16 protein-coding genes and 1 riboswitch are annotated in these 19,221 nt (G+C 62.3%); of the genes, 3 read left to right on the top strand and 13 right to left on the bottom strand.

What is annotated here, in order from left to right; genetic code table 11:
• Positions 1-63: 63 nt before the first annotated feature.
• The gene (locus AC0J5Z_RS11645; RefSeq protein ID WP_475032211.1) at positions 64-1,146 is read right to left on the bottom strand and encodes an amidohydrolase family protein; all 1,083 of its coding nucleotides are present in this window, start codon (positions 1,144-1,146) and stop codon (positions 64-66) included.
• Positions 1,147-1,232: 86 nt separating this feature from the next.
• Positions 1,233-1,340: riboswitch (TPP riboswitch) on the top strand.
• On the opposite strand from AC0J5Z_RS11645, the gene thiC reads away from it, so the two are divergent.
• A complete protein-coding gene (gene thiC / locus AC0J5Z_RS11640) occupies positions 1,336-3,183 on the top strand; it encodes a phosphomethylpyrimidine synthase ThiC (protein ID WP_475032207.1) in 1,848 nt (615 codons plus the stop codon). Its footprint overlaps the riboswitch before it by 5 nt.
• Here the strand turns inward: thiC and AC0J5Z_RS11635 are convergent.
• Complete coding sequence (locus AC0J5Z_RS11635) at positions 3,166-3,888, bottom strand: alpha/beta fold hydrolase (protein WP_475032205.1); 723 nt, start codon at positions 3,886-3,888, stop codon at positions 3,166-3,168. The two genes, thiC and AC0J5Z_RS11635, sit on opposite strands and share 18 nt — an antisense overlap.
• Before the next feature lie 63 nt (positions 3,889-3,951).
• Positions 3,952-5,532 carry a signal recognition particle protein gene (gene ffh / locus AC0J5Z_RS11630; RefSeq protein ID WP_475032203.1) on the bottom strand — a complete coding sequence of 527 codons (1,581 nt, stop codon included), beginning with the start codon at positions 5,530-5,532 and terminating at the stop codon, positions 3,952-3,954.
• Between the two features lie 166 nt (positions 5,533-5,698).
• Here ffh and AC0J5Z_RS11625 point away from each other — a divergent pair, with 166 nt between their 5' ends.
• Complete coding sequence (locus AC0J5Z_RS11625; RefSeq protein WP_475032201.1) at positions 5,699-7,099, top strand: glucose-6-phosphate dehydrogenase; 1,401 nt, start codon at positions 5,699-5,701, stop codon at positions 7,097-7,099.
• An 87-nt stretch (positions 7,100-7,186) separates the two neighbouring features.
• Here AC0J5Z_RS11625 and AC0J5Z_RS11620 read toward each other — a convergent pair whose 3' ends face one another.
• Positions 7,187-7,525: a P-II family nitrogen regulator gene (locus AC0J5Z_RS11620; RefSeq protein WP_017199639.1), complete on the bottom strand. Its 339-nt coding sequence runs from the start codon at positions 7,523-7,525 to the stop codon at positions 7,187-7,189.
• Positions 7,522-8,850 carry an ammonium transporter gene (locus AC0J5Z_RS11615; RefSeq protein WP_475032198.1) on the bottom strand — a complete coding sequence of 443 codons (1,329 nt, stop codon included), beginning with the start codon at positions 8,848-8,850 and terminating at the stop codon, positions 7,522-7,524. Before AC0J5Z_RS11615 ends, AC0J5Z_RS11620 begins: the two co-directional genes overlap by 4 nt.
• Positions 8,851-9,127: 277 nt before the next feature.
• Between AC0J5Z_RS11615 and AC0J5Z_RS11610 the strand changes: the two genes are divergently transcribed.
• Positions 9,128-10,348, top strand: a complete 1,221-nt coding sequence (locus AC0J5Z_RS11610; RefSeq protein WP_475032196.1) for an MFS transporter — start codon at positions 9,128-9,130, stop codon at positions 10,346-10,348.
• 64 nt (positions 10,349-10,412) lie between these two features.
• Here the strand turns inward: AC0J5Z_RS11610 and ftsY are convergent, their stop codons facing one another.
• The 8 genes from ftsY to coaD all read right to left on the bottom strand — a co-directional run bounded on the left by ftsY (position 10,413) and on the right by coaD (position 19,191).
• Complete coding sequence (ftsY, locus tag AC0J5Z_RS11605; protein ID WP_475032194.1) at positions 10,413-11,618, bottom strand: signal recognition particle-docking protein FtsY; 1,206 nt, start codon at positions 11,616-11,618, stop codon at positions 10,413-10,415.
• A gap of 20 nt (positions 11,619-11,638) precedes the next feature.
• Positions 11,639-15,217 carry a chromosome segregation protein SMC gene (gene smc / locus AC0J5Z_RS11600; protein WP_475032191.1) on the bottom strand — a complete coding sequence of 1,193 codons (3,579 nt, stop codon included), beginning with the start codon at positions 15,215-15,217 and terminating at the stop codon, positions 11,639-11,641.
• A 124-nt stretch (positions 15,218-15,341) separates the two neighbouring features.
• Positions 15,342-15,866 (bottom strand): hypothetical protein, encoded by a 525-nt coding sequence (locus AC0J5Z_RS11595; RefSeq protein WP_475032189.1) that lies wholly within the window; start codon positions 15,864-15,866, stop codon positions 15,342-15,344.
• 180 nt (positions 15,867-16,046) lie between these two features.
• Complete coding sequence (mutM, locus tag AC0J5Z_RS11590) at positions 16,047-17,018, bottom strand: bifunctional DNA-formamidopyrimidine glycosylase/DNA-(apurinic or apyrimidinic site) lyase (RefSeq protein WP_475032187.1); 972 nt, start codon at positions 17,016-17,018, stop codon at positions 16,047-16,049.
• A gap of 6 nt (positions 17,019-17,024) precedes the next feature.
• A complete protein-coding gene (rnc, locus tag AC0J5Z_RS11585) occupies positions 17,025-17,735 on the bottom strand; it encodes a ribonuclease III (protein WP_475032185.1) in 711 nt (236 codons plus the stop codon).
• 23 nt (positions 17,736-17,758) lie between these two features.
• Complete coding sequence (gene rpmF, locus AC0J5Z_RS11580; RefSeq protein ID WP_011775139.1) at positions 17,759-17,962, bottom strand: 50S ribosomal protein L32; 204 nt, start codon at positions 17,960-17,962, stop codon at positions 17,759-17,761.
• Positions 17,963-17,995: 33 nt separating this feature from the next.
• Positions 17,996-18,523, bottom strand: coding sequence for a YceD family protein (locus tag AC0J5Z_RS11575; RefSeq protein WP_475032183.1), 528 nt, complete (start codon positions 18,521-18,523; stop codon positions 17,996-17,998).
• A gap of 167 nt (positions 18,524-18,690) precedes the next feature.
• On the bottom strand, positions 18,691-19,191 hold the full coding sequence (coaD, locus tag AC0J5Z_RS11570) for a pantetheine-phosphate adenylyltransferase (RefSeq protein ID WP_475032179.1): 501 nt from the start codon (positions 19,189-19,191) through the stop codon (positions 18,691-18,693).
• Positions 19,192-19,221: the final 30 nt, after the last annotated feature.

The raw sequence follows: 19,221 nt of genomic DNA, 5'->3' as shown, positions 1-19,221 counted from the left end.
CTGAGGTGGCCGCGCATCGGCACCTTCCTACCAATCTAAATTACTTGAAGCTTCAATTTATTCCTAACGGACGACATTACCCCTGAGCACGACGTGCTTGAGCGCCGCGATGGTACCCGGATGACGGCGCGGATCGTCACTGCACAGCACGACGTCGGCACATGCGCCTTCGCTGATGCCCTCGACTCCCAGCCACTCACGGGCGCCCCACGCGGCGGCGTCCAGGACCGCCACTGGCGGCAGGCCGGCGTCGTGCAGTTCTTTCATTTCGTCCGCAATCCTGCCGTGCTTGATGACGCTTCCGGCGTCCGTTCCCGCGTAGATGGCAACCCCGGCCTCGAAGGCCTCCAGCACGCGCTCACGACGCCGCTCCCAGAGACGGACCATGTGGTCCGCGTAGTCCGGAAACTTCGGCGCTGCCTGGGCCGCGATATCCGGGAAGGTCGCAATGTTGACCAAGGTGGGGACAATGGGCACTGACTGTTCGACCAAACGGGGAAGGTGCCGCGGAAGGAGTCCGGTGGCGTGTTCGATGCAGTCGATGTTGGCGTCGAGCATGTCGTCGATGGTGTCCTCGCCGAAACAATGCGCGGTGACCCTAGCACCCTCATCGTGGGCCGCTGAAATGGCTTCCTTGACGGTCTTCGCAGGGAACGAGGCAGCGAGGTCTCCAACGCCGCGATCGATCCAGTCGCCCACCAGTTTCACCCAGCCATCGCCGTCGCGGGCTTCCTTCCGGACCGTTTCCACTAGTTCCCGGGGCTCAATTTCATGACCCAAACCGCGGAGATAACGCCGACTCCGGGCGATATGCCGACCCGACCTGATTAGTCGCGGCAGGTCCCTTCGTTGCTGCACCCAGCGAGTGTCGGCGGGCGAACCGCAATCGCGGATCAGCAGCGTTCCGGCGTCGAGGTCTGCTTGGGCCTGGGCGAGCGTGGCCTGTTCGTCCACGGCTCCTCCAACGCCGAGTCCGATGTGACAGTGGGCATCAACCAACCCGGGCAGGATCCAGCCATCCAACACCCTGTCCGGCGTCGCAACGGGACGCTCAAACGTCAGTATGCCGTCTACGGACCAGAGCCCATGGCGCTCTTCGTCTGCCGATACGAGCACAGGTCCGCTGAATTCGATGATGTTGGCCATGGCAAAAGCGTAGCGGGGGGGGTGGTGCGTTGGAGCCTGTTGCATGCATGTGACTGGGAGCGCGTTGGGAGCTGTGGTAGCTTCGTCTACGACCACACGGGGGCCCCTGCAGGGGCTGAGATCGGACTAATGCAGTCTGCGACCGTTGAACCTGTCCGGGTAATGCCGGCGAAGGAAGTGAGTATTCCCTTGAGCACCACGGAAACACAGCACAACCCTGCCCAAAACCAATCCGCCGCTGGCGTAAACGCGGCTGAAACCGCCACACAATCGTTGAAGTCCCACTCCTTGGCGTGGCTGGAAGATCCCGAGAACGGCATACGGGTCCCCGTCACGGAGATCGCGTTGGAGCCCTCCCCCAACGGCCAAGCAAACCAACCTTTGAAGGTGTACCGAACAGCAGGCCCAGGCAGCGATCCCGTGGTGGGGCTGGAGCCGTTCCGTGCACCATGGATCGAAGCCCGCGGAGACACGGAGGCGTATTCGGGCCGGGAACGGAACCTGCTCGACGACGGCAAATCGGCGGTTCGGCGGGGAGCAGCGTCAGCGGAGTGGAAGGGCGCACAACCGGTGCCGCGCCGCGCCGTCGTGGGTAAGACCGTCACGCAGATGCACTACGCGAAACAGGGTGTCGTGACTCCGGAGATGCAGTTTGTCGCGTTGCGGGAGAACTGCGATGTTGAGCTTGTCCGCAGCGAAGTCGCCGCAGGAAGGGCAATTATTCCGAACAACATCAACCACCCCGAATCCGAGCCGATGATCATTGGCAAGGCATTCTTGGTCAAGATCAATGCCAACATCGGAAACTCGGCAGTCACCAGCTCCATCGCCGAGGAAGTGGACAAACTACAGTGGGCAGCCCAGTGGGGCGCTGATACGGTGATGGACCTCTCCACAGGTGACGACATCCACACCACTCGCGAGTGGATCATCCGTAACTCCCCTGTTCCCATAGGAACAGTCCCCATTTACCAGGCCCTGGAGAAGGTGAACGGCGAGGCCAACAAGCTGACGTGGGAGATCTTCCGCGATACCGTGATCGAGCAATGCGAGCAGGGCGTGGACTATATGACCATCCACGCCGGCGTACTTCTGCGGTACGTGCCACTGACCGCCAACCGGGTCACGGGCATCGTGTCCCGCGGCGGTTCGATTATGGCCGGCTGGTGCCTGGCGCACCACAAGGAGAACTTCCTCTACACGCACTTCGATGAGCTGTGTGGGATCTTCGCCAAGTACGATGTCGCATTCTCCCTGGGTGACGGGCTGCGCCCTGGTTCCATCGCAGACGCGAACGACGCCGCGCAGTTCGCCGAGCTGGATACGCTCGCGGAGCTGACGCAACGGGCGTGGGATTTCGACGTGCAGGTCATGGTGGAGGGCCCCGGGCACATTCCTTTCCATATGGTGCGCGAAAATGTGGAGCGCCAGCAGGAACTGTGCAAGGGTGCCCCGTTCTATACGTTGGGGCCGCTCGTCACCGATATCGCCCCAGGCTATGACCACATCACCTCGGCCATTGGCGCTACGGAAATTGCACGCTACGGCACGGCAATGCTGTGCTATGTGACCCCGAAGGAGCATCTGGGGCTTCCCAACAAGGACGACGTCAAGACGGGGGTCATCACTTACAAGATCGCGGCGCACGCGGCCGACCTTGCCAAGGGCCACCCGGGGGCGCACGAACGTGATGATGCCCTTTCAAAGGCACGGTTCGAGTTCCGCTGGAGGGACCAGTTCGCTTTGTCCCTGGACCCGGTCACGGCGGAAGCCTTCCACGACGAGACCCTGCCCGCTGAACCAGCGAAGACCGCCCATTTCTGCTCCATGTGCGGACCAAAGTTCTGTTCGATGCGCATCAGCCAGGACATTCGTGACGAGTACGGTTCGGCGGAATCACAGGCGGCAATCGCAGGACTATACAACGGTATGCGCGAAAAGAGTGAGGAGTTCCTGGCTTCAGGTGGAAAGGTTTACCTGCCGGAGCTTCAGGTCCCGGCGAACCAAGGCGGCAGCACCTCAGGAGGCCTTAACTGACAACGCCCTGCTGACATCCGCAACAAACGATCGGATAGCCTGATCGCCATCAGAGGAATCCTGGGGCCGGTGTCCGCCCGCTGCTACGCGGCGGAGGGCACCGGTCTCCTGGAGGTAGACCGCGATTTCCTCGTACAAAGGTTCCCAACCACCCGTGAGAACCAGTGTGGGGACGCCCGGCACAATGTGAAGCGGGGCCTCCCATGGCGGTGCCTGGAACCGGAGCCTGCGGGCTGACCGCCGGGCCTCGGGAGTGTCCAGCCCGCCGGTCTCGGCAGAGAAAGCACGCCGGTAGAATTCGCGCTGGTAATCGGCGTCGTTGAGCTGGTTTCGCACGTCGAACAGCGGTTCCATCAGGGCCCGGTAGGAAGCAGTCGCCGGAAGCTCAGCGGTCAGGGATAAGCAGGACGGCTCTACCAGAGAGAGTGAGTGCACAAGATCAGGGCGCTCCACTGCGGCAAGCATGGCCGAAATTGCGCCTTGTTCGTGGGCAACGATGTGACCGCCGCCGGAATCGGCCAATGCATTGATCACTATTGCGACGTCAGCAGCAACGTTGGACTCCACCGGTTCAGCAATGGCGTCAAAGCCGTGCCGCCGAAGGAAGAGTGCGTCATAGGCAAGGGCCATGCCATGTTGCTTTGGCCATGCCGCAGCACCGAAACTGCCCAGACCATGGACGAAGACTACGCGCTGCTTATGCATTCGTTCAGCCTATTCCACGGCTCTGACATCCCAACTGCGACGCGGTTGGGATGTCAGCAACGGCTACTTGCCGAGGAACTTGTCGAAGCCCTTGGGCAGGTTGAGCGACGACGGGTCGAAGTCTGCCGCACCTTGACCGAAAGCCGCGCCAGTGGGTGCTGCCGAGGCTGCGTTTGCCCGCTTGGCCTCGGCATCTCGCAGCTCTTGGGCCGCCTTGGCAGGGTTGCCCGAGCGCGCCTTCTTCTTCGGGGCGTTCTTGCCACCCTTGCGTCCGCCGCCGGGACCACCGAGGCCGGGCATGCCCGGCATACCCGGCATGCCGCCACCCTGCGCCAGCTTCTTCATCATCTTCTGGGCCTGGGCGAAACGCTCCAGCAGGCCGTTGACCTCGGACACGTGGACACCTGAACCCTTGGCGATACGGGCGCGGCGTGAGCCGTTGATGATCTTCGGAGCCACACGCTCGTGCGGAGTCATGGAGCGGACGATTGCCTCGACGCGGTCGATCTCTTTTTCGTCGAAGTTCTCAAGCTGCTGGCGGATGTTCTGCGCACCCGGCATCATCATGAGCATCTTCTTCATGGAGCCCATGTTGCGGATCTGCTGCATTTGGGCGAGGAAGTCGTCCAGGGTGAAGTCTTCCTGGTCGGCGAACTTCTTCGCCATCCGAGCTGCTTCGTCCTTATCCCACGACTTTTCAGCCTGTTCGATCAGGGTGAGGACGTCACCCATGTCCAGGATGCGCGAAGCCATGCGGTCCGGGTGGAAGAGTTCAAAGTCGTCCAGGCCTTCACCTGTGGACGCGAACATGACCGGCTTACCGGTCACTGACGCTACCGAGAGTGCGGCACCGCCGCGGGCGTCGCCGTCGAGCTTTGACAGCACAATGCCCGTGAAGTTAACGCCTTCATCGAACGCCATCGCCGTGTTGACGGCGTCCTGGCCGATCATGGAGTCGATCACGAAGAGAACTTCGTTGGGGATGATCGCCTGACGGATCCGGCGGGCCTGGTCCATCATCTCGGCGTCAACGCCGAGACGGCCGGCGGTGTCAACGATCACGACGTCGTGAAGCTTCTGGCGCGCTTCCTCTACACCGGCCTTGGCTACGGCCACAGGGTCGCCGGCAGGGTGCTCAAGCTCGGAGGTCGCACCCGGGTGCGGGGCGAAAACCGGGACGCCAACGCGCTGACCAACAACCTGGAGCTGGGTCACTGCATTGGGGCGCTGAAGGTCACAGGCCACCAACATGGGGCTGTGGCCTTGGGCCTTGAGCCACTTGGACAGCTTGCCGGCGAGGGTGGTCTTACCAGCACCCTGGAGGCCGGCGAGCATGATGATGGTGGGGCCGGTCTTAGCCAAGCGGATGCGGCGGGTCTCGCCACCCAGGATCTCCTTGAGTTCCTCGTTGACGATCTTCACGATCTGCTGGCTCGGGTTCAACGCCCCCGATACTTCGGCACCCAAGGCACGTTCGCGGATGCGGCCAGTGAATTCGCGAACCACGGAGACGGCAACGTCCGCATCCAGCAGGGCACGGCGAATCTCCCGGACGGTGGCATCGACGTCAGCCTCGGTGAGGCGGCCCTTGCCACGAAGATTCTTGAAGGTTGCTGTCAACCGGTCAGAGAGTGAATTGAACACGCGCCGTGCACTTCTTTCGATGGTCTACGAATGGCGGCCAATGCGGCACGCCAGAGTCTTGACGTTTGCCCCAACAAACATGTCTCAACCCAACAAATCTGAATCGACTAGGGGACTCGACTATCTAGGGTACCAAGTCGCACCTGCAAGATGGCATGCTGGCACAGTGACCAGCAAAACAACTGTAAAAACGTTGCTCATCCTCGGCGCGTCCGGGGACCTCACAGGCAGGCTGCTGCTTCCCGGAGTCGCCGGGCTATTGGCTTCAGGCCGGGCGCCCGGCCTGAAGCTGGTAGGCGCAGGTTCCGATCTCTGGTCGCCGGAACAATGGCGGGAAAGGGTCTATGGCGCCTTTGAGGCAGCCTCAAGCGCAGCCGACGCCACCGGGCGTGCCGCTCTGGCTGCCGTAGCGGAAAGCACTAGCTACCACCAGATGGATGTCACAGCGGACGGTCCCTTGGCCGAGTTGCTGACGCAGCTGGGGGGACCCATTGCCATTTATTTCGCACTGCCACCGCACGTCAGCCAGAAAGCGTGCGAAGTCCTGCACCGGGATCAACTGCCCGCCGGGACACGCCTGGTGATGGAGAAGCCGTTCGGTTCAGGCACGGAATCGGCACATGAGCTGAACAAGACGCTGGCCGCCTTGGTCCCGGAGGACCATATCCACCGTGTGGACCACTTCCTGGGCAAAGCCACGGTGCTCAACATTTTGGGGCTTCGGTTCGCCAACAGGTTCCTGGAGCCGGTGTGGAACCGCGAACACATCGAAAAGGTGGAGGTCATTTTCGATGAGGACCTTGCCCTTGAGGGCAGGGCGCGCTACTACGACACCGCCGGGGCTCTTCGGGACATGATCCAAAGCCACCTCCTCCACATCATGGCATTCCTCGCCATTGATGCTCCAGCCACCATCGAGGAACGGGACCTTCGTGACGCCGTGGCCACCGTTTTGCGGGCCAGCAGCATCAAGGCCCCGTACGGCGACTCCACACGGCGCGCCCGCTACACAGCGGGAACCCTCGGCGAAAGGACTGTACCGGACTACGCCGCCGAGGAAGGCGTGGACCCGGCCCGACAAACCGAAACCCTCGCAGAAGTGCAGGTGGAGATCGACAACTGGCGGTGGAAGGGAGTTCCCTTCATTCTTCGCTCCGGCAAGGGCATGGGGCGTAGACGCAAGGAAGCCGTCATCACCTTCCGCCCTGTCCCCCACCTGCCCAAGGGTTTCTCCGGCGTGGACTCCCCCAATCAGCTACGGATCGGCTTTGGTCCGGACGTGCTCCAGCTCGACGTCGATGTGAACGGCCCGGGCGACATCTTTTCCTTGGACCGCGCCAGCCTGGTGGCCGAGCTCAACGCACCCGGAATGCTGCCCTACGGAGAAGTCCTGGAAGGCATCCTCACCGGCGACCCCCTCCTGTCCGTTCGGGGCGACACCGCCGAGGACTGCTGGAGGATCGTCGAGCCGGTCCTGCGAGCTTGGGAAGCCGGTACCGTCCCGTTGGATGAGTACGACGCCGGCAGCGACGGGCCGGCGGGCTGGCCCACCGCCGTCGTGGACTAAGGACAGGGCGGACTAAAGCGACAGCGGCAACGCCACAGCGGGCCGGGTACCTTGACTGGTACCCGGCCCGCTGTTCTGCGTCAGGAACTAGATCGCGGCAGCGCCGCGCTCACCGGTCCGGACCCGGACCGCTTCGTAAACATCCACAGTCCACACTTTGCCGTCACCGGCGCGGCCGGTGTTGGAGCTGGCGATGAGGACATCCAGGATGTCGTCTGCCTGCTCATCAGTGGCGAGGACCTCGATGCGGATCTTTGGTAGCAGATCAACGTTGTACTCGGCTCCGCGATACACCTCGGTGTAGCCGCGCTGACGACCGTAGCCGCTGGCCGCGCTGACCGTCAGTCCCTGGACCCCGTATGCTTCGAGGCCTTCCCGGACTGCTTCAAGCTTTTCGGGACGGACGATCGCTGTGATGAGCTTCATGCCTGGACACTCTCCTTACCTTCTGCGGGGGTCTTGGCTGTGGCGGACTCGGATTTTCCGGTCATCGCCTCGTGAAGTGGCTGGAAGCTTCCGCCGTGGCCGTTGACACCGAACTCGTAGGCCGTCTCAGCATGGAGGCTAAGGTCAACGCCAACGTTCTCCTGCTCGGTGGAGACCCGGAAGCCCATGGTCTTGTGGATTGCGAAGGCAATGATGGCTGTCATGATGGCCGAGAAAGCGATGGCGATACCGGCCGCTGCGAGCTGTGCCCACATCTGGGCCATGCCGCCGCCGTAGAAGAGTCCGCCGCCGACGCCTTCGGTGGGAAGGGCGATGAAGCCCAGTGCCACGGTGCCGATGATGCCTGAAACAAGGTGGACGCCTACAACGTCCAGCGAGTCATCGAAGCCCCAGCGGAACTTCAGGCCTACTGCCAGCGCGGAGGCCACACCAGCAACTACACCGAGGCCGAGGGCACCGACGGGGCTGACGTTTGCGCAAGCCGGGGTGATGGCGACCAGGCCGGCAACCACACCTGAGGCTGCGCCCAGCGAGGTCGGGTGTCCGTCACGGATACGTTCGGTGATGAGCCAGCCGATCATGGCGGCTGCAGGGGCTGCGAGGGTGTTGATCCAGATCAGGCCACCCTGTTCAGCGGTAGTTGCTGCACCGCCGTTGAACCCGAACCAGCCGAACCAAAGGATTGCAGCGCCGAGCATCACAAACGGGATGTTGTGCGGGCGGTGGTTCGGGTCCTTGCCAAAGCCACGGCGGTTACCGATGATGAGGACCAGGACCAAGGCCGCGACGCCAGCGTTGATGTGGACTACAGTGCCGCCTGCGAAGTCAATGGCTGGGCCAAGGGCCTTGCCGATAGCGCCTTCCGGACCGAAGAGCCCGCCGCCCCAGACCATGTAGGCAAGCGGACAGTAAACCAGGGTGACCCAGACCGGAACGAAGATGCTCCAGGCGCCGAACTTGGCGCGGTCAGCGATCGCTCCACTGATGAGGGCAACGGTGATGATGGCGAAGGTGGAGGCGTACCCGACCTTGATCAAGCCATCCGGGGTGTCAATGCCTTCCAGGCCGAAGGTGGCAAACGGGTTACCCACGATCTGCATGAAACCTTCGCCGGAGCTCATCGAGGCGCCCCACAGCACCCAGACAACGCCGACGATGCCGATGGATATGAAGCTCATCATCATCATGTTCAGAGCTGCCTTGGCGCGTGTCATGCCGCCGTAGAAAAATGCCAGACCAGGTGTCATGAACAGCACAAGCGCCGCCGCCACCATGACCCATACGTGACCTGCGGTAAGTTCCATGGTGCACGTTCCTCTCTTGCTAGATCTGCGGTTCAACCGCTGTCCTGACGCCGTTTGCGTCCTGCTTAAGAGTTTTGTGCCGCCGTGTTTCACCTGCGCGGGTTTTATATTGCGGGCCGGTTACAACAACCTCCCCAACGTAAATGGTGCATATCTCCGGTGTTACGGATATGTTTCAGGCGTCGGACTTCACTGGAAATACCCAGTTTTGGCCAACACCCACCCCAGTAGCCCCGGCATTACCAAACAGAACCCCCATCTGAAGGACCAGCACCGTATGACCGAGTCGCCCAGATCCGTCAAAGCCCCGAGGATCCGGCCGGAGAAGGCTCCCCTCCCGCGCGACATCAAGGTGATGTTGGCTGCAGCGTTCCTGATCGCCCTGGGCTTTGGCTTGGTGGCCCCGGTTCTGCCGCAGTTCGCCACAACGTTCGATGTTGGCGCCACGGCCGCTGCGGTGATTGTGAGTATCTTCGCGTTCATGCGGTTGGTCTTCGCCCCTGCGGGCGGCGCCCTGATTGGACGCTTCGGGGAACGGAACGTCTATGTGTCCGGCCTGCTGATCGTGGCCGTCTCCACCGCGGCGTGTGCTTTCGCACAGGACTATTGGCAACTATTGATCTTCCGCGGCCTCGGCGGGGCCGGCTCAGTGATGTTCACGGTTGCTGCCATGGGACTGCTCATCCGACTCGCACCACCCGAACGGCGAGGACGGGTATCCGGTGCCTACGCCTCAGCTTTCCTGATCGGCAGCGTCTTGGGACCAGTAGTGGGCGGTTTACTGGCGGGCTTTGGCCTCCGGGTACCCTTCCTTGCCTACGCCGGAGCGCTGTTGGTGGCCGCCCTGGTGGTGCGCACCATGCTCAGCGGGGAAGGCAACGCGGCGGAGGACGCCACACCTGCCCCGGCCATGACGTTGAAGGAAGCACTCGCCGACTCCGCCTACCGCGCCGCCGTATTTTCGAGTTTTGGCAACGGCTGGGTGACTTTCGGCGTCCGGATGGCCACCATCCCGCTATTCGCCGTTGCAGTCCTGGAGTCTGCGCCTGAGACAGCCGCTTGGGCGCTGGCCATTTTTGCCGTGGGCAACGCCCTGGCGCTGACATTCAGCGGGCGGCTCGCAGACGCTTTGGGACGTAAGCCCCTGCTGATCCCCGGCCTGGTCATCACTGGTGCGGCCACCGGCGTCATCGGACTCACCACGGACCTGACGGCATTCCTCATCGCTTCCGCAGTGGCGGGTTTCGGCTCCGGCTTGCTGGGCCCGGCGCAGCAGGCCGCCGTCGCTGATGTCATCGGCCGCGGACGCTCGGGAGGGAAAGTGCTCGCCATCTTCCAGATGGCGGCCGATACGGGAGCGATCGTCGGTCCGATCGTGGCCGGATTGCTCGCTGACCGCCTCGGCTACGGCTGGGCGTTCGGCATCACCGGAGGCGTGCTCCTGCTCACCGCCGCGGCGTGGCTGTCGGCACGCGAACCGCTTAAACCCAAAAACTGACCGACAGCAGTAGTTGCCCTGAGTGGTCAGAACAACCGCTGCTGCCGGCCAGTTGTGTGCAGCGCTAATTGAGAAGAGCGTCCACGAAGCTTTCGGCGTCGAACGGTGCGAGGTCGTCCGGGCCTTCTCCCAAGCCTATGAGCTTCACCGGAACACCCAGTGACTTCTGGATGGCCACAACAATGCCGCCCTTGGCGGTTCCGTCCAGCTTGGTCAGCACGATGCCGGTGATGTTCACTACCTCCGCGAAGACGCGGGCCTGATTGAGGCCGTTTTGTCCGGTGGTGGCGTCCAGGACCAGCAGTACCTCATCCACTTCGGCCAGCTTCTCGATGACGCGCTTGACCTTGCCGAGCTCATCCATCAGGCCAGTCTTGTTCTGCAGGCGTCCTGCGGTGTCCACCATGACCACATCGACTTCCTGGTCGATGCCGGCCTTCACGGCCTCATACGCCACGGAGGCGGGGTCGGCGCCGTCGATGTCGGACTTGACGGTGGGCACCCCCACACGCTGTCCCCACGTGGCCAACTGCTCGGCAGCAGCGGCTCGGAAAGTATCAGCGGCGCCCAAAAGGACGTCCTTGTCTTCGGCTACCAGCACACGTGCCAGCTTGCCCACTGTGGTGGTCTTGCCAACGCCGTTCACACCAACAACAAGCACGACGGCGGGACGGTCGCCCTTGCGCTCGACGTTCAAGGAACGATCCATGGAAGGATCAACCAGCTTGATGAGCTCCTCGCGGAGCATCGCTTTGACGTCCTCGGGGCTGCGGGTTCCCAGCACCTTGACGCGTTCACGCAGGGCATCAACCAGTTGCATGGTGGGTTCGGTGCCGAGGTCGGCCAACAGGAGGGTCTCTTCGACCTCGTCCCACACGTTTTCGTCGATCTTGTCACCCGACAGCAGAGCCAGGAGGCCCTTGCCGAGAATGTTGTTGGACTTGATCAGGCGGGCGCGAAGGCGGGTGAGCCTGCCTTCCACCGGCGCCGGTGTATCAATGGCGATGGTTTCGAGCCCGGCGGCGTCATCCGGGACATCCGTATCCTCCACCGTACCGTCGAAGGTCGGCGCCGGAGCCTTCACCGCATCCGGGCGGTCCTCCACAAGGGTTCCGCCGCCTGCTGCCGATGACTGGACGGGATCGTTCGCGTCGCGTGTTCCGGGGTACTTGGCGCCGGTCTTCCGGGCTTTCATCAGTACCGGCACGAGTCCGCCGACCACTACGAGCGCAGCGAGAATGGACAGAATTATGGGTAGGAAATCGTTCACTCCCCTACCTTCTCATAAAGCTATGCCCCGGCATCGAGCCTCTGGCTGATGACGGTGGAGACGCCGTCACCCCTCATCGTGACTCCGTAAAGTGCGTCTGCCACTTCCATGGTGCGTTTCTGATGGGTGATCACGATCAACTGGCTGGACTCCCGCAGTTCCTCGAAGATGGTGATGAGCCGGCCCAGGTTGGTGTCGTCCAACGCCGCCTCCACTTCGTCCATGACATAGAACGGCGACGGACGGGCTTTGAATATCGCCACCAACAGAGCCACTGCCGTGAGTGAGCGCTCCCCGCCGGAGAGCAGCGAAAGCCTCTTGATCTTCTTACCCGCGGGCCGCGCCTCTACTTCGATTCCCGTGGTCAGCATGTCGTCAGGATCCGTGAGTACCAGCCTGCCTTCGCCGCCGGGAAAGAGCCGGGAAAAGACGTGATCGAACTGGGCTGAAGTATCAGCAAAAGCCTCGGTGAACACCTGCTGGACACGGTTGTCCACCTCTTTGATGATGTCCAGAAGGTCTTTGCGGCTGGATTTGAGGTCCTCGAGTTGTGAGCTGAGGAACTGGTGCCGCTCTTCCAGTGCGGCGAACTCCTCCAACGCGAGCGGGTTCACTTTGCCCAGCGCCGCGAGTTCGCGCTCGGCCTTCTTCAGCCTCTTCTCCTGCTCTGCCCGGACGAACGGAATTCCCTCAACGATGGCGTCGCCGTTCTCATCAACGGGCGCCCGAAGTTCAGCCCACTTATCTGTGCTGGTCCCGGCAGGCAATGGAACAGGCTGATCGGGGCCGTAGTCTGCAATCAGCTGCTCGCCTGAGAGTCCCAGCTCCTCGATGGACCGCGTTTCCAGGGCCTCGATGCGGAGCCTCTGCTGTGTACGGGCCATTTCATCCCGGTGCACCGAATCGGTCAGGTCAGCAAGTTCCCGGGCCAGGGCCTCATTACCGGAGCGGACCTCGGTCAGCTCCTTCTCCAGCTGCTCCCGCTTCAGTTCGGCAAGGTCGCGATCATAGCCAGCCAAATCCACCGAAATATCGATGAACCCGAGGGTTTGCTCCACCGCTGACGCGACTGCCGCCGCACGTTGCGCATGGCCGCGTCGGCGCTGCGCCCGACGTGCGGCCTCTTCCCGGGCGCGGCGTTCGGTGGCTGCTGCCCTTTCGAGCGATGCCGCCCTGTTAGTGATGGCTCCCAACTGCTCCTCGGAAGTCCGAAGGGCGAGCCGGGCCTCCGTCTCCAATGACCGGGCAGTTCTGGCTTGCGCGGCGAGTTCGTCCCGCTTGTCCGTGGACGGTTCCTCGTCAGGGGCTTCCTGGGCCGCAGCAAGGCGTTCAGCCGCGACTTCAAGGTCCAGTTGGGCTTCAGCAATGTTGGCTTCAGCCTTGGCCATGGACGCAGCGAGCCTTTCGCTTTCGCCAACAGCGCTGCGAAGAACCGAGTTAAGGTGGCCCAAGCGCTCAGCTACCGCCGCAAGGCGGGCATCCGATTCGTGCAGTCGCTCCAACGCGGCGTCGGCGCGCTCCTGCGCTTCGGTGCGGCGCGATTGAGCCCCGGCCAAAGCGAAGCGTCCACGTTCCAAACGGGCCGTGACCTCCTGGAGCCGGGCAACGGCGTCGTCCACTGCTGCCTGGACTTCAAGCAGTGAAGGCGCGGTCGCCGAGCCTCCGGTGATGGTCAGGGCGGTAAGAATGTCACCTTCACGGGTCACTGCCCTGAGGTCCGGATGCTCCGCGATGAGAGCTGCCGCCGCTTCCACATCATCGACGACGGCGGTCCCGCCCAGGAGGGTCAAGGCACCTTGGGCAGCTGGTTCGGAAATTTTCACGACGTCTACGGCCCAGCGGCAGCCCGCGGGAAGCTCCAGGTGGGTGGCCGCATCGTTGCCTGCTGTGGAACCGTCGGCCAGAAGCAGTGCTGCCCGGCCGGCGTCGTCCTCTTTCAATGTCCGGATGGCGGCCACGGCACTGTTGATGTCAGCAACCACCAAGGCGTCCGAGGCACTCCCCAAGGCGGCAGCTATGGCAGCCTCGTATCCCGGCTCGATGGTGACCAGCGCGGCCAATGGTCCAAGAACCCCCTCGGCCGTCAGAAGACTTCCAGACCCGTCCTTGCGGTTGAGCCCAAGTTGAAGGGCATCGCGTCGTGCCGTCAGGGCGTCTCTTTCGCGGACAGCCTCCCGTTCAGATGCTTTGAGTTCCTCAATCTCGGCAAGGACTGCATCCAGGACGTCGTTGGCGTCCTCGTAGTCTGCGTCGAGGCTTTCTTCGCCATCTTCAACGCCCGCCACTTGCGATTCGAGGGCAGTGAACTCGCTCTGCGCCTTGCGGCGCCGTTCATCACCCGCAGCGAGAGATTCCCTGAGGCGACCACGTTCGGCCTCGGCAGCCTCAGCCCGGGATCTGGCCGCCGCCACTTGGCCTGCCAACCTCGCCAGCCCTTCCCTGCGATCGGCGGCTGCCCTCAGCATGGCCGTTAAACGCTTGTCCTCCGCAGCTGCGAGCGCCTCCGCCGAGTCCTTCGCAACTGTGGCTTCCAGGAGTGCCGCTTGTTTGGCGAGGATGTCGTGTTCGAGGGCAGCCTGTTCCTCACGGACCCGCGCGGCCTGGCGTTCGAGTTGCTCGGGGTCCCGTCCGGTATCCGGGGCGGCCTCCGAGGAACCCAGGAGCCTCCTGCGTTCGGTGGCCAAGGATCCGAGGGAGCGGAGTCGTTCCCTGTTTGCCGAGAGCCGGTACCAGTGGTCGCGTGCGGCGTTGAGCCGCGGCGTGGCTTCGGCGGCCTGCTGCTCCAAGGCAGCTTGGCGTCGCCTCCCCGCACCTAGCTCTGCCTCAACCACCTGGCGACGCTCCTTGAGGGCTGCTTCGTCTGCAACGTCCTTCTCAAGGGTGGTTGTCAGTTGCACGAGGTCATCCGCCAAGAGTCGGGCGCGGGCATCCCGGACGTCGAACTGAACTGTCTGGGCGCGGCGGGCTATCTCTGCCTGCTTCCCCAAAGGAGTCAATTGCCGCCGTATTTCCGCCGTGAGGTCACCGAGCCGCGCGAGGTTGGCCTGCATGGCTTCCAGCTTGCGGACAGTCTTTTCCTTGCGGCGGCGGTGCTTAAGGATTCCTGCGGCTTCTTCGATGAAGCCGCGGCGGTCTTCGGGGGTCGCGTGGAGTACTCGGTCCAGCTGGCCTTGTCCCACGATGACGTGCATTTCACGGCCGAGGCCGGAATCGGAGAGGAGTTCCTGTATGTCCAGGAGCCTGCATGGTGCACCGTTGATGGCGTACTCGGATCCACCCGTGCGGAAGAGAGTCCGGGAGATGGTAACTTCGCTGTACTCGATGGGGAGCGCGTTGTCCGCATTGTCGATGGTCAAAGCGACATGGGCGCGGCCCAGGGGTGGCCGGCCTGAGGTACCAGCGAAGATGACGTCTTCCATCTTGCCGCCGCGAAGCGTTTTGGCGCCCTGCTCTCCCATGACCCAAGCCAGGGCATCCACCACATTGGACTTGCCAGATCCGTTGGGACCGACGACGGCAGTGACGCCCGGCTCAAAGTCGAAGGTCGTGGCCGACGCAAACGACTTGAATCCTCGGACAGTCAAACTTTTCAGGTGCAAGGCGCTTCGGTTCTCCTGGGTGGCCCGGGTGTCTGTATCCCCCCAAATCTACTGCGGTTTGTGCGAAATCCCCGGATCTGAAGGCGGAAGCCCTTGCCGGCGGCATTCCGCACTCCTACATCCCCTAGCCCGCTGTAGTTTGCAGGCTGCCCAAAAGTTGGAAGCGGGAGCTGCCGGTACCTGTCGCCGACACTGAAACCGTCACAGTGTCCGTGCCCCGCACGAATCGTTCGGCCAGTGCGCCGTCCGCGGCGGGCACCGCCTCGGACCAGAAACCGTGGGCCGCCAACGCCTTGCGGAAGGACGCCAGCACCTCGCCTTGCGGTTTGGAGATAATTCCGTCCGCGGTTACTTGGAGGACATCGCCCGACTTCGATACTGACGTGGATCCGATTGTTGTTCCTTCGGGCAACGTCAGGAAATCGGCAGGCCATCCGTCCCCTACTTCACCGGCCGCGCTCCCCGGCTCGGGCAAAGTGCCGGTGATCGGAGGCACGGTGGCGCCGGTGCTCGGGCTTGGACTGGACGACGTTGTGCTCTGGGCAGCAGACGGTCCGGGCCTCACTGCCATCTGGTCCAGCACTACGGCTACGATGGCGATCAGCACAGCGAGGCAGATGCCCGCAATGACCAGTCGTCGCGCCATCATGGCATGCCCCTGGTGACTGGTTTGCCGAGGGGTTGGCAGGCCTTTTCACCAAGGACGGCGGATAAGACTTACGCCACCCACTTTGTGGTGGCGCCAGACCGCGCGATGGCGATTCGAAGCGCCAAGCTGCTCATGGGGACAGTCTGCCATCGCGATCCTGATTCCGGAACAGTTTTGGCCCTACCAACGTCCATTCCGCGGCCGCGGTTGGCACACGGGGCAAGTATAGGAAGAACGGTTCATGAACTGCTCCCGCTTCATGATGCTATGCAGGCCATTTGCCTCACAACGGTCGCACAATTCGCCAGCGCGTCCGTAGGCATTGAGCGACCTGGCGAAGTACCCGGAATCGCCGTTGACATTGACATAAAGGGAATCGAAGCTCGTCCCGCCGGCCGCAAGGGCGGCGTTCATGACGTCCTTGACAGCCTCTACCAGTCGCTCGGCATCCGCCCGTCGAAGCGTGTCTGTAGCGCGGGCATAGTGGAGGCGGGCACGCCACAGGGCTTCATCGGCATAGATATTGCCGATGCCAGAGATCACTGACTGGTCCAGCAGCGCCCTCTTCAGTCCTGTCTTGCGGGCCTTGACCTTCCGGTAGAACGCGTCAAACGAAAAATAGGGGTCAAGCGGATCCCTTGCAATGTGGGATGCTTCTTCGGCGATTTCCGGCAGGGGCGTTTCACCTAAGCCGCCCGGGCCGCCGTCGGTAGTTGGCACCAAGGCAGTCACGAACAAACCGCCGAAAATGCGCTGGTCCACAAACCGCAACTGCTCCGGCATACCGTCCACGGGGCTGAGGCTGATTCTGACCTTCAGGTGTTTCTCATCCGGCACCACGGGGTCCTGCATCAGCAGCTGCCCGCTCATTCCCAGATGTGCCATCAATGCCACGTTGGGCAATCTCCCGCCGTCGGCCAGCATTTGGGTCTCGAGAGAGTCGGACATGGCAAGGGGCATCCAGAGGAACTTGCCCCGACGGACAACGTCCAGCACGGTGGCATGCTCAAGATTCCCGACAAAGTCTTCTGTGCCGAGGGCATGGCGTCGGATGGAGCGCGGATCAAGGACATCAACGCCGGTGATGGTACGGCCACGTACCCAACGGGCCAAGCCGCGGCGGACCACCTCTACCTCGGGAAGTTCAGGCATGAGTGTTCAAGCGGAAGCAGGACCGGCAGTAGTGGGATCCAAGGCAGTCAGAGCACGCCATGCATCAGCGGCGGCTTCCTGTTCGGCTTCTTTCTTGGAATGACCCGAGCCCCGGCCGTAGGGAGTTCCGCCGATGTTCAGTACTGCCTCGAACGTTCGGGCATGGTCCGGCCCCGAGCCTTCCACGGCATAGTGTATGGCGCCCAGTTGCCGGCTAGCCGTAAGTTCCTGGATGCTCGTCTTCCAGTCAGTTCCTGCTCCAAGTGCGCCGGCATCCTTGAGAAGCGGGCCCACCAGGCGCATGACCAGTTGGCGTGCGGTCTCGATATCGTTCGAAAGATACGTGGCCCCGATCAGGGCCTCCATGGTGTCAGCCAGTATGGAGGCCTTGTTCTTGCCGTCGGTCAGCTTCTCGCCTTGCCCGAGGTAAATAAACTCGCCCACGCCGATCTCCCGGCCAATACCGGCCAAGGCGCGCGTGCTTACGACGGCGGAGCGCCGCTTGGCGAGCTCACCTTCGGGCAGCGAGGGGTTCTCACGGTAAAGGGAATCGGTAACCGAGAATCCCAGGATGGAGTCGCCAAGGAACTCAAGGCGCTCGTTGGTGGGAATCCCGCCGTTCTCATAAGCATATGAGCGATGCGTGAGAGCAAGACGAAGCGTCTCGGTGTCAATCGAGACACCGAGACGCTTCAGAAGCTCTTCAGTTGAAGACATCCTTTGTCAGCCTGTACGGCAGATTAGGCGTCTGCGACCTTGCGGCCCTTGTATTCAAGGAACAGCGCGGTGCCGGCAGAGTCAGTGACGACCTTTGCCTGGTGCGGCAGGCTGTAGGTAACCTGACCGTTTTCGATGGTCTTGACCAAGTTGGGGGCAGTTGCCTTCCACTGGGCACGGCGGGCGCGTGTATTTGCGCGAGACATTTTCCGCTTGGGAACAGCCACGGCTATCTCATTTCTCTCTTAGACGAACACTTACTAATCGGTTTGCCGGTCAGTCTTAGCCATATCAGCTAGGGCAGCCCAGCGAGGGTCAATGACCTCGTGGTGGTGCCCCGGCTCGTCTTCCAGGCGCGCTCCGCATTCGGAACACAGGCCCTGGCAGTCTTCCCGGCACACCGGCTGGAACGGCAGCATAGTGACAACCGCGTCCCGCAACACCGGCTCAAGATCGATTAGATCGTACTCGACTCGACGTTGCTCTTCATCGTCTTCTTCACCTGAAAGCTCAACGCCTTCATAGAAGAAAAGTTCTTGCACATTGACCTCAAGGTCATACGCAAGGGGATCCAGGCATCGACCGCACTCGCCGGTTACTTCGACGACTACGGTTCCAGATACCAGAATTCCTTCGTGTACGGCCTCAAGACGAAGATCGAGCTCGATATCCGAGCCTTCCTTTACGCCAATGAGCGCCACACCAAGGTCACTTGGCGCAGGTACATGCTCGTTGAGTGTCCGCATGGTCCCTGGACTGCGTCCAAGGTCCTTGACTACCAGCGCCAAGGGCGAACTTGCATCTCGCTTAATGAGAACTCCTGTAGAACATATGACCGACGTACCATCTTAGCCTGATCACGCTTGAGGACTCAAACCGACACCGGGGCGCGCGTAAATGCACGATGGTTTCAGCTTGGGGCACTCCGCATAAGGGCGCGAGGTACCCGTCAAGACTACCCCTTACGGGGCGCTTCGGTTGTCGCCTCGCCAGCGAGGAGTCTTTTCAAGACCGATTTGGGGACGAAATCAGAGATATCGCCACCCAGGACGTTGACCTCTTTGATCAAGGTGGATGAGAGGTGGACATAATGCGCTTCCGCCGGGAGGAAGACGGTTTCGACGCCGGTCAACTGGCGGTTCATGGTGGCCATCGGCAACTCGTAGTCGAAATCCGAGGACGAACGCAGGCCCTTGACTATGGCTGAGACACCCCGGTGGCGGCAGTACTCCGCCAGCAATCCTTCTCCCATGGGTTCCACGATGATCCCGCGGAGTGAAGCCAGGGTCTCGCGCGCCATCTCCATGCGGTCCTCAAGGCTGAACCTGTACTTCTTGGCGTAGTTGGTGGACACGGCCACGATGACTTCGTCGAACAGCCCGGCGGCCCGGGCGATGACTTCGAGGTGTCCATTGTGGATGGGGTCAAAGGATCCTGGGCATACCGCGCGTCTCATGAAACGAACCTACCCCATAGCTTCATCGGG

It is taken from the genome of Paenarthrobacter sp. TRD_SC_7, from assembly GCF_056156245.1.
Note: the sequence above shows the minus strand (reverse complement) of the source record. Positions and strands in the feature narration are given on the sequence as shown.

Excerpts from the sequence above, each read along its gene's own strand:
- mutM (WP_475032187.1), bottom strand. The coding sequence starts at position 17,018 with ATGCCTGAACTTCCCGAGGTAGAGGTGGTCCGCCGCGGCTTGGCCCGT.
- rnc (WP_475032185.1), bottom strand. The coding sequence starts at position 17,735 with ATGTCTTCAACTGAAGAGCTTCTGAAGCGTCTCGGTGTCTCGATTGAC.
- AC0J5Z_RS11595 (WP_475032189.1), bottom strand. The coding sequence starts at position 15,866 with ATGATGGCGCGACGACTGGTCATTGCGGGCATCTGCCTCGCTGTGCTG.
- coaD (WP_475032179.1), bottom strand. The coding sequence starts at position 19,191 with ATGAGACGCGCGGTATGCCCAGGATCCTTTGACCCCATCCACAATGGA.
- AC0J5Z_RS11645 (WP_475032211.1), bottom strand. The coding sequence starts at position 1,146 with ATGGCCAACATCATCGAATTCAGCGGACCTGTGCTCGTATCGGCAGAC.
- AC0J5Z_RS11615 (WP_475032198.1), bottom strand. The coding sequence starts at position 8,850 with ATGGAACTTACCGCAGGTCACGTATGGGTCATGGTGGCGGCGGCGCTT.
- AC0J5Z_RS11610 (WP_475032196.1), top strand. The coding sequence starts at position 9,128 with ATGACCGAGTCGCCCAGATCCGTCAAAGCCCCGAGGATCCGGCCGGAG.
- AC0J5Z_RS11635 (WP_475032205.1), bottom strand. The coding sequence starts at position 3,888 with ATGCATAAGCAGCGCGTAGTCTTCGTCCATGGTCTGGGCAGTTTCGGT.
- AC0J5Z_RS11620 (WP_017199639.1), bottom strand. The coding sequence starts at position 7,525 with ATGAAGCTCATCACAGCGATCGTCCGTCCCGAAAAGCTTGAAGCAGTC.